Raw genomic sequence first — 9776 nt, 5'->3', positions numbered from 1 at the left:
AGCAAACAAAAAATATTACTGCAGCAATACTCAATATTAAATAGATTACATTTGTGCTCTTAATACTATCAACTATAAGTGGTATTTCTTGATCTTTCAAAAGCAAATAAAAGGTAACTCCCACGATAAACAAAAAGAATATAGCATTGAATACATTTTTTTTGTTTACTTTTAACATCGTTCCTCCCTTACTACTATTCCATGTGGCATTTTCGATTTACTTTTTCAAAAAAGCCTTGGAATGATTTATACAACCCTTTTTTCTTAACAATCCAACAGCAAAATTCAGCTAGTGCAATTCCACCAATGATATCAACATAATAATGTTGTTTGGTAACCTGTGTTGAGATTACTACTAAAATCGCAAATACAAGGGAAAAAATTTGATACGCTTTCGGAATCTCTTTTTTTCCTCTAACTGCAATATAACAGAACCAACTTACACTACAATGAATCGAAGGGAACAAATTCTCTGGGGTATCCATTGCATATATAGCTCGCAAAAGAATGTCTCCAATTGAATTTCCCATCACCTCTGGCCTAACATTCGTTGTTGGCAATGCAATAAATATTATTGCGCAAATAATATAGGATAAATATATTGCACACACAGTTTGATAAAAATGTTCTTTACTAATACGCGTAAGCAATATAAAATTAACAATCCAAAACAAATAGCACCCAAAATAAATCAGTGAAAACCATGATATCACAGGTACTCCTCTATCAAAATCTGTCGTAAAATCAAAGTGATGCCTTCCCTGGACAAACAACTTTGAGCCTTCATATATCGTTGTTTCTAAAACAAAAGAACCTATCAACGGAATAATAGCGTAAAAAGGACATATTCGCCCTAGTGTTTTTTTCAAAAATTCAATCATTCTAACTCCCAAACTAGCATATTCTATATTCTTATATTTACAATCTTGTTTCTTCTTAATTATCATGTATAATTAATTATTATGTATAATAAAGATATTCTCTTTAATTCATATCAATTATTGTTAATATTAAACTTAATATTTTCTATATAAAGTTTACGGAACTTTTATAAGTATAGCATTATTTTATGTATAAGTAAAGTTTAACCTTTCATCAATAATAATTGTAAGACTTTCTTAATACTATAAATTCAAAGGAGCTACCATAGTATGCATATTGTAGGATTAATAACCGAATATAACCCTTTCCATAATGGACATGCTTACCATATCCAAAAAGCAAAAGAAATTACAAATGCGGACTATATCATCGTTGTTATGAGTGGTAACTATGTCCAACGAGGCACACCTGCCATTACTGACAAATACTCTCGTACCCAAATGGCTCTAGTTAATGGTGCTGATATTGTATTTGAATTACCTGTTGTATATGCTACGGCAAGTGCTGAAACATTTGCTATGGGAGCCGTTCGAATATTACACGATCTCGGCATTGTTGATTCCATTTGCTTTGGAAGTGAATGTGGTGACTTAACGTTCCTATCTGCGATTGCTAAAACACTATGCCTAGAGTCAAATGAATTCAAACAGACTCTTCAAAGCTATCTTCGCCAAGGTTTTTCCTATCCTATTGCAAGAAAACAAGCGCTTCTTAATAGCAGTGAATTATCTTGCTATACAAAAAAGCAAATTAACGAAGTACTTGAATCTTCCAACAACATACTTGGTATAGAATATTTAAAAGCACTTTACCGACTCTCTAGCAACATCACTCCATATACAATCCTACGCGAAGGAAGCGGATATCATGATTTGACGCTAGATACAACATTCTCTTCAGCAAGTGCTTTAAGGCGCTGTTTACAATCACAAAACAAGAACGAAGCTTTAGAAAAACACATGCCTTCTTCTGCATATAATGTATTGGCCTCCGTATTAGAGAAAACGGCACCTATCTTTGAAGATGACTTTTCAGATGTTTTGCTCTATCAACTATATTCATGCCCTCCGGATACATTAGCAGAATATCTTGATATGAATGAAGATTTAGCAAATCGTTTGACAGAATTGGTACTAAAGCATCATAACTTCTCTGATTTAGCTAGTTCATTAAAGTCAAAGCAATATACGCTTACTCGAATGAATCGTGCCCTACTACACATATTGCTTCAGATAACAACTTCTTTATGCAACGACGCAGACCCAAGCATTACATCTATGTACGCAAGACTGCTTGGTTTCCAAAAAGAAGCCAGCTCTTTATTAAAGCAAGCTCGAATATATGGCGCCATACCTATTATTACAAAAGTTGCAGATGCCGAAAAATTATTAGATACCAAGCAATATACAATCTTCAAAAAGGATTTGTTCGCTACACATCTATATAATCAAATCGTTGCAACAAAGTTTGGCAATATCATTCCTAATGAATATAAGCAAGGACCGATTCGACTTTAGTTTTTAAAGTTATGGTGTTATCACATTACACAAAAGTACATCTAAAACCAAATGAAGGGCAGTCACAAGATGAAATACTCCTGTGATTGCCCTACATTCTCTCTATTTCGTAAGTTCTTCTAATTCCTCTAACAATTCTTCAAACAATGCCAATGCTTCATTAATTGGATTTTTCGATGCCATATCAACACCTGCTCCTCTTAATAGTGTAATTGGATCTGCCGAACTTCCTCCACGCAAGAAGCCAATATACTCTTCTACCGCTTTTTCTCCCTCTTTCAATATTCTACGAGACAATGCAATTGCCGCTGAGAATCCCGTTGCATACTGATATACATAGAATGGTGTATAGAAATGTGGTATCTTCGCCCATTCAAGAGCAATTTCTTCATCACTAATCATATCCTCACCAAAATATTTCATATTAAGTCCACGATACATCTCACATAAACTCTCTGCTGTCAATGCTTCTCCTGCTTCTGCTTTCGCATGTGCAAGCATTTCAAATTCTGCAAACATCGTTTGTCGGAATAATGTTGACTTAAAGCTTTCAACAAAGTGATTCACAAGATATGCTTTTTGTTTCTTATCCTCTATCTTATTTAGTAAATGTTGAATCAATAATGCTTCATTACAAGTAGATGCTACTTCTGCAACAAATATTTTATATCCTGCATATGGATATGGTTGTGTCTCATCTGAATAATAAGAATGAAGGGCATGTCCCATCTCATGTGCAAGAGTAAACACATTATCAAGATTTGGCTGATAGTTTAACAGTACAAATGGATGCGTACCGTATGCTCCCCAAGAGTAAGCCCCACTTCTCTTTCCTTCATTCTCATAGATATCAATCCAACGATTATCAAATCCTTCTTTTAATAAGCCAACATAGCGTTCTCCCATAGGAGCAAGACCTTCAAGAACCATTTCTTTTGCTTGCTCGAATGTATATTTCATATCTACATCACCAACAAGTGGCGCATACACATCGTACATATGAAGTTCTTCCACACCTAACAATTTCTTTCTAAGCTCTACATACTTATAAAATTTAGGCAAATTCGCATGTACAGCATCTATTAAATTCGTATAGACTTCCACAGGAACATCCGTCGCATCAAGGTACATCTCAAGTGTGCTACTATAGCCCCTTGCCTTTGCCTTGAACATAGAAGCTTTCACATTCGATGCGAACAATGCTGCTACCGTATTCTTCATAGAACCATATGTGCTATAAACACTTTCAAATGCAGCTTTACGAACGTTTCTATCCTTGCTTTCCATATACATAATGTATCTGCCATGCGTTACTGGAACTTTCTCTCCCTCTTCTCCTATAATTTCAGGGAACTTTATATCTGCGCTGTTATACATCTCAAAGATGTTGCTTGGTGCACCTAATACTTCTCCTGCATCTGCTAAAATTGCTTCTTCGCTTGCAGATAATGTATGCGCTTTCATTCTCATTATCTCTTCTATTGTTCTTTTGTATAATTGTAATTCTGTATTCGATTCAAAATATTGTGCTATTGTTTCTTCAGGAATCGCAAGAATCTCTGGTGTACAAAATGCAGTTGCACTCGCTAATGTAACTTGTAATGTATTTGCTTGATCGACAAGGTTTTGGTATACGGCATTCGCAGTATCTTCATGATATTTTTGATTCGCATATACGTATACTCTCTCAAGATAGAATTCCGCTTGAAATGCTGAATTAAAGTATTCTAATAAAACCGAGGCACTTTCACCCAATTTTCCTTTATACGTCTGCAACTTATCAGCAAGATCTTTTACTAGTGCATATTCCTTTTTCCAATCTTCATCATTTGCAAAAAGATCTTCAATTGCCCATGTATCCTCTAGGTTGATTTCATTACGTGTAATAATTTTATTCGCTTCAGACATTGTCTTCACCTTATGGTAACTCGTCTATTACCTATTCCATAGACGTCTTTGTTACCCCTTTCTTTATTTTAATTCAAAGTACTAGAACTTACCTTTCTATAATAGAATATAATAGCTTATGCAAAGACAGGAGACGATATAATATGGGTAAAGCCTCGAATATTTCTACAAAAGCAAACAAAGCCAAAACACCTCGAACTCTCATAAAATGTGGACTTTTCCTCTTTTTAATCTCCATCATTGTACAACCAATTTCTGCATTAAACGGTGCAAAGGTCGGCCTACTTCTATGGTTCAACACCGTTCTACCTACACTACTACCATTCATTATTCTATCTAATTTTATCATTCGTTTTCAAGTTACCGATTATATCTGCAAAGTCTTCAGCCCAATATTAAAACGAATCTTTCACATTAGTGCTATTGGCTGCTATCCGATTATCATTGGAATTCTATCTGGATTTCCAATGGGTGCAAAAACTTGCTCAGATTTAATCAAAGAGGGGCTACTCGACCGCGAAGAAGGTCAATACATCATGATACTCGTAGGTAATGCCAGCTATATGTTTTTAACGAGCTTCCTTGCTGTATCAAGTTTAGCTATCCCCAATCAAAAATACCAACTCCTAGCCTTAGTTTACTTATCTTCTATGATATCCTCTTCCTTATATCGTTTTGTAAATCAAAAACGCAAGAAAAAACATTCTACCACAGTATATAATACTAATTCCATATCTATCGCTGAATGCATAGACGAAACACCACTTAGTATGACCACCGTTGACCATTGTATTCTTGATGGTTTTACTACAATTACTAAAGTTGGGGGGTATATTATTATGTTTTCTGTTTTAACACAAATTCTATCTACTTTATTAGAACACTTTGGAATAGCTCGCTTTTTACTACTTGGTTCACTTGAGATTACAACTGGTATCTATCTCATAGCCTCCTCTACCTTAGACATAGCAAAAAAAATAGTCCTAACTATCACAATTACCTCCTTTGGCGGTTTCTCTAGCCTCGCACAAGTCGGAAGTGTAATCGAAAACAGCGGACTATCCTTAAAAACCTATCTACACTACAAGGTTATCAATAGCTTGTTTGCATTCCTTTTGTCTATATCCTATATATCATTATTCAATATCATCTAAGAATGTGTTTTCATCAAAGTCAAAATCATCTTGTACTTCCACTGAATGAGCGATTTCTTCTCCGAAATTGCTCTGTGGTTGTTGCATTGTTGGAGCAAGCTCCTTTTTGTTGTTCGCTACAATATCAAGATTTCCCTTTAATGATTCTAGCATATTATCATACTTACTTTTTGTACTTTCATATGCATTCAACAATATTCTTTCAACGTCACCTAGCATATCATCTGTATATGCAATTGCACCTTGACGAATCTCATCTGCATCTTGACTTGCCGCTGCTAATATTCTCTCTGCTTCTTTTGTCGCATGTTCTACAATATCATTTGCTTGGTAATACGCTTGTTGCATAATCTCATGCTCATTAATTAATGCATTCGTCTGTTCCTGTGCTTGTGCAAGCATTGTGTCTGCCTTTTCTCTTGCGTCTTGTAATATTGCATCTTTATTTGCAATGATTTTTTGATATCTCTTAATCTCATCTGGTGTTCTAAGTCGTAATTCATCAACCAAATCATATAATTCGTCTTTTGGTACAATTACCTTTGTCGATGAAAGTGGATACATCTTACAACTCTCGACAAATTCATAGATATCCTCAATTAACTGTTCAATTCTGCTTGCTCCCATACACTCTATCTCCTATCCCTGACCTACTTTTTCCTCATGGATTAGTTTGCTTCCATACTTTTATATTTTTCTTTTACACGTCCAACGACATTTACTGGTACAAATGGACTAATATCTCCCCCATACATTCCAATCTCACGAACAACGCTCGAACTTACATAGGAATATTCTACACTTGTTGTTAAAAACAGCGTGTCCACCTTTGGGTTTACTTTATGGTTTGTTTGAGCAATCTGCAACTCATATTCAAAATCTGTAATCGCTCGTAATCCTCTAATAATTACATTTGCACCTTTTAAATCTGCAAAATCTACTAGTAAACCATCAAAAGATTCAACGACAACATTATCTAGTTCCTTCGTTGCTTCCTCTATCATTGCAACTCTTTCTTCTACCGAAAACAGTGGATTTTTTGCACTATTATTCAAAACTCCAATAATAAGCCTATCCACCAACTTCGATGAGCGATAAATTACATCTAAGTGTCCTAAAGTAACTGGATCAAAGCTCCCTGGATATACACCAATCCTCATAATATCCTCCATACTCTACTCTGTATTCCAAAGCTAGTAACAAATTCAGTTACCTAAACTAATATATCTAGTCTTTCTTTTCTAATTAGTATCTTCACGCTTTTGTATAAATACATGTTTATTTGTTTTATATTCTTTTGTACGATATACCTCTAAATTTGAGTCTTCAAGATACGAAAAATCTGTATCAAGAGAAGCCTCCACAACAACAATGGTATTATAATACATAATACTTGAATGTTCCAGATATTCTAATATTGTCTTCTCTAATCCTTTGTCATACGGAGGATCCATGAAAATAATATCAAATACTTTCCCATTCTTCTCTGCATATTGAACAGCAGCCATTATATCCATCATAAGCACCATAGCCGAATCTGCCAGATTCGTTATCTTAAGGTTCGCTTTGATACACTCAATTGCTGCCTTATTATTTTCCACAAATACGGCTGCCTTAGCACCTCTACTTAGTGCTTCAATACCAATCGCACCACTTCCACTAAACAAATCAAGAAAATCACAATCGACTAAATCTTGTGCTAATATATTAAACAAAGTTTCCTTAATCCTATCTGTGGTAGGTCTTGTGTCTAAGCCAGAGATTGTCTTCAATTGTAATCGTTTTGCCTTGCCAGCAATTACTCTCATTCCATCATCCCTTTATATCTTAATTCGTAACTATGCAGGGATACACTCCTCGCGTTACTATTACACACTTTTATATGAAACACTTGTCAGCTTGCTGACATAACCAATATGGATAGTCTATATCAAAATGCTCCATAATTCAATAGTTTCAACAATATTTTCATATATTTTTTATGACTATTTGTGATTTTTTCTCTTCTTTTTCCTCTCACACTGCATTACACTAATACTGCAATCTGTGTTTCTAATAATAGTTTTTCAAAATCTGCCTCTGTTACTGGCTTAGAATAATAGTAACCTTGAGCATAGTCACAGCCCATATTCTTTAAGAATATGGCTTGCTCTTGTGTCTCTACACCTTCTGCCACAACAAACAAACCTAGCCACTGCGCAAGATTAATTACAAACTGTATTACAGAACGGCCACTGCTTTTTCCAACATTATTTCTTAGAAAACTCATGTCTAACTTAAGAATCTCAATTGGTAAATCACTTAACATATTAAGCGAAGAATAGCCCGTTCCAAAATCATCCATCTCAATTACAAATCCTAGTTCGCGAATTTGATTTACTAAATCTATCATTTGTTTCGTATTATCTGTATACGCTGTCTCTGTAATTTCCAAATGAAGATACTGAATTGGTATTTTATATTTATTAACTAAATCGAATAATACTTGTGGCAATTTAGGATTATACAAATCCACTCTCGAAACATTTACAGAAATCGGTATTAATTCATGTCCTGTCTCAATCCAAGAAGCAATCTTTTGACAAACAACCTCCCATACATAGTAATCCAACTCACTAATAAAACCATTCTTCTCAAAGATAGGAATGAATTCTCCTGGTGATAGGAAACCATACTCTGGCTGCTTCCATCTTACTAATGCTTCTGCGCCAATAACATATTCTGTCGTTAAATCAAATTTAGGCTGATAGTACACTACAAATTGTTTCTCTTTTATTGCCTTTTTCATTGCATTTGTTATCATCTGTTCACGTAACAACTTTTCTCGAATCGACTCATTATAATATGTAATATAAGCATCGTAGTTCCCTTCAAAAGTATCTACAGCCAATTTTGCACGATCATATATTGTCTCAATCGGCATTAAAGTGTTACTTATATTGTATATGCCGAAACGCATAATAATATTAATATGAATTGGATAATTATTTAATTCTTCCACAATTTTTCTAAGAATTCCTTCATTAAACTTCTCACTCTCCATCAAGATATAGAAGTTATCTGCACCTGCATATCCACTCAATGCGTTGTCACCAATAGTCTTAGCAATTGTCTTCCCGATAAATGTAAGTAGTCGATCTCCCTCCGCTCTACCAAAAAGCTCGTTCACCAATTTAAATCTTGAAATGTTTGCAAAAATAACAAGATATTTATTGGTCATATTCTCTTTAATTATTTTACTTACTCGTTCTGTAAAAAAGTTCATATTATATAGACCAGTTAGAGAGTCCCTCTCAATCTGGTTAATTACTGCTGCCGTCTCTGATAACTTAATTGCATTTTCAATTCGCCTCTTTATTATAATAGGACTAAATGGTCTTACAATAATATCATGTGCACCTAATTGAAAGGCTTCTGCTTCCGTTTTTTCATCAATCTCTGAAACAATTGCAATTGACGGAATCGTATTTGCCATTTTCATCTCTTGAAATTTTGCCAAAAAAGAGAAACCTTCTCTTGCTGGTATCATTAAATCTATTAACACTGCTGTAATTTTAGTCGTTTTCTCTTCTAACTCGGTCATTGCTTCCTTTGCCGTGCTTGCATTAATAATCGTATATGTATCCTCTAATATTGTCTGTAATGCTAATCTACTCTCTTTATCTTTAATAATCACTAGAATGGTATCTTTTTGACTCATCATGAAAAGACCCTCCAATCTTATATTCATAAATAATCTGTTTATACGTTCTCAATGATTTTATTATATCATACTTTAAGATAAATTGAACTAATATTGTACAATTTATCTTAAAAATCATATAATATTTGTTTGTTTCCTAAATTATACAGACAAAAGAAGTATAATACCATAAATTTTATGATATTATACTTCTTTTTTATTTCTTTTGTGCAGTTATATGCTAGTATACTACTTGCTTACACAAGAATCTACTTCACATATTATTCTTTTGCCTTTTCATTAATAACCAGATTCTTTACCAGCCATTAATTTCTCTTGTTCTGCGATCATTTTTTTAACCATGTAACCACCTACAGAACCATTCTGATAAGATGTCAAGTCACCGTTGTAACCATGTTTTAATGGTACTCCAAGTTCACTTGCTACCTCATACTTAAATCTGTCCATTGCTTCTCTTGCTTCTGGTACTGCTGAACGATTTCTGCTTGCCATAATAAACTCCTCCATTCACTACTCTCGTGTTATTACACTTGAATACGTCGTGTTGTTGTTTGTTACGCTATTATTATATGGAGTTATTTTAATATTACACTTGTAATTTTTTCATTTTTT

At 34.1% G+C, this 9776-nt stretch carries 9 protein-coding genes; 2 read left to right on the top strand and 7 right to left on the bottom strand.

All coding sequences use genetic code 11. From position 1 onward, the window contains the following. Window positions 1-194: 194 nt before the first annotated feature. Window positions 195-947: a phosphatase PAP2 family protein gene (locus tag RMR19_RS20270; RefSeq protein WP_310605328.1), complete on the bottom strand. Its 753-nt coding sequence runs from the start codon at window positions 945-947 to the stop codon at window positions 195-197. Window positions 948-1151: 204 nt separating this feature from the next. Here RMR19_RS20270 and RMR19_RS20265 point away from each other — a divergent pair, with 204 nt between their 5' ends. After that, window positions 1152-2399 carry a nucleotidyltransferase gene (locus RMR19_RS20265; RefSeq protein WP_310605327.1) on the top strand — a complete coding sequence of 416 codons (1248 nt, stop codon included), beginning with the start codon at window positions 1152-1154 and terminating at the stop codon, window positions 2397-2399. A gap of 102 nt (window positions 2400-2501) precedes the next feature. On the opposite strand, the gene pepF is transcribed toward RMR19_RS20265, so the two are convergent. Continuing rightward, window positions 2502-4307: an oligoendopeptidase F gene (pepF, locus tag RMR19_RS20260; protein WP_310605326.1), complete on the bottom strand. Its 1806-nt coding sequence runs from the start codon at window positions 4305-4307 to the stop codon at window positions 2502-2504. 143 nt (window positions 4308-4450) lie between these two features. On the opposite strand from pepF, the gene RMR19_RS20255 reads away from it, so the two are divergent. Then, on the top strand, window positions 4451-5461 hold the full coding sequence (locus RMR19_RS20255) for a hypothetical protein (protein WP_310605325.1): 1011 nt from the start codon (window positions 4451-4453) through the stop codon (window positions 5459-5461). Here RMR19_RS20255 and RMR19_RS20250 read toward each other — a convergent pair. The 5 genes from RMR19_RS20250 to RMR19_RS20230 all read right to left on the bottom strand — a co-directional run bounded on the left by RMR19_RS20250 (window position 5444) and on the right by RMR19_RS20230 (window position 9656). After that, window positions 5444-6088: an ATPase gene (locus RMR19_RS20250; RefSeq protein ID WP_310605324.1), complete on the bottom strand. Its 645-nt coding sequence runs from the start codon at window positions 6086-6088 to the stop codon at window positions 5444-5446. The two genes, RMR19_RS20255 and RMR19_RS20250, sit on opposite strands and share 18 nt — an antisense overlap. A gap of 41 nt (window positions 6089-6129) precedes the next feature. Further along, entirely contained in the window at window positions 6130-6621 is a 492-nt protein-coding gene (coaD, locus tag RMR19_RS20245) for a pantetheine-phosphate adenylyltransferase (RefSeq protein WP_310605323.1), read from the bottom strand. Between the two features lie 81 nt (window positions 6622-6702). Then, entirely contained in the window at window positions 6703-7269 is a 567-nt protein-coding gene (gene rsmD, locus RMR19_RS20240) for a 16S rRNA (guanine(966)-N(2))-methyltransferase RsmD (RefSeq protein ID WP_310605322.1), read from the bottom strand. Between the two features lie 218 nt (window positions 7270-7487). Further along, window positions 7488-9164, bottom strand: a complete 1677-nt coding sequence (locus RMR19_RS20235) for a two-component system response regulator (RefSeq protein WP_310605321.1) — start codon at window positions 9162-9164, stop codon at window positions 7488-7490. A 279-nt stretch (window positions 9165-9443) separates the two neighbouring features. Further along, on the bottom strand, window positions 9444-9656 hold the full coding sequence (locus tag RMR19_RS20230; RefSeq protein ID WP_310605320.1) for an alpha/beta-type small acid-soluble spore protein: 213 nt from the start codon (window positions 9654-9656) through the stop codon (window positions 9444-9446). Window positions 9657-9776 lie beyond the last annotated feature (120 nt).

The sequence above is a fragment of the Anaerosporobacter sp. genome, from assembly GCF_031551385.1.
Taxonomy (GTDB): Bacteria; Bacillota; Clostridia; order Lachnospirales; family Lachnospiraceae; genus Anaerosporobacter.
The sequence above is the reverse complement of the archived record's forward strand: the minus strand, read 5'-3'. Positions and strand labels throughout refer to the sequence as shown.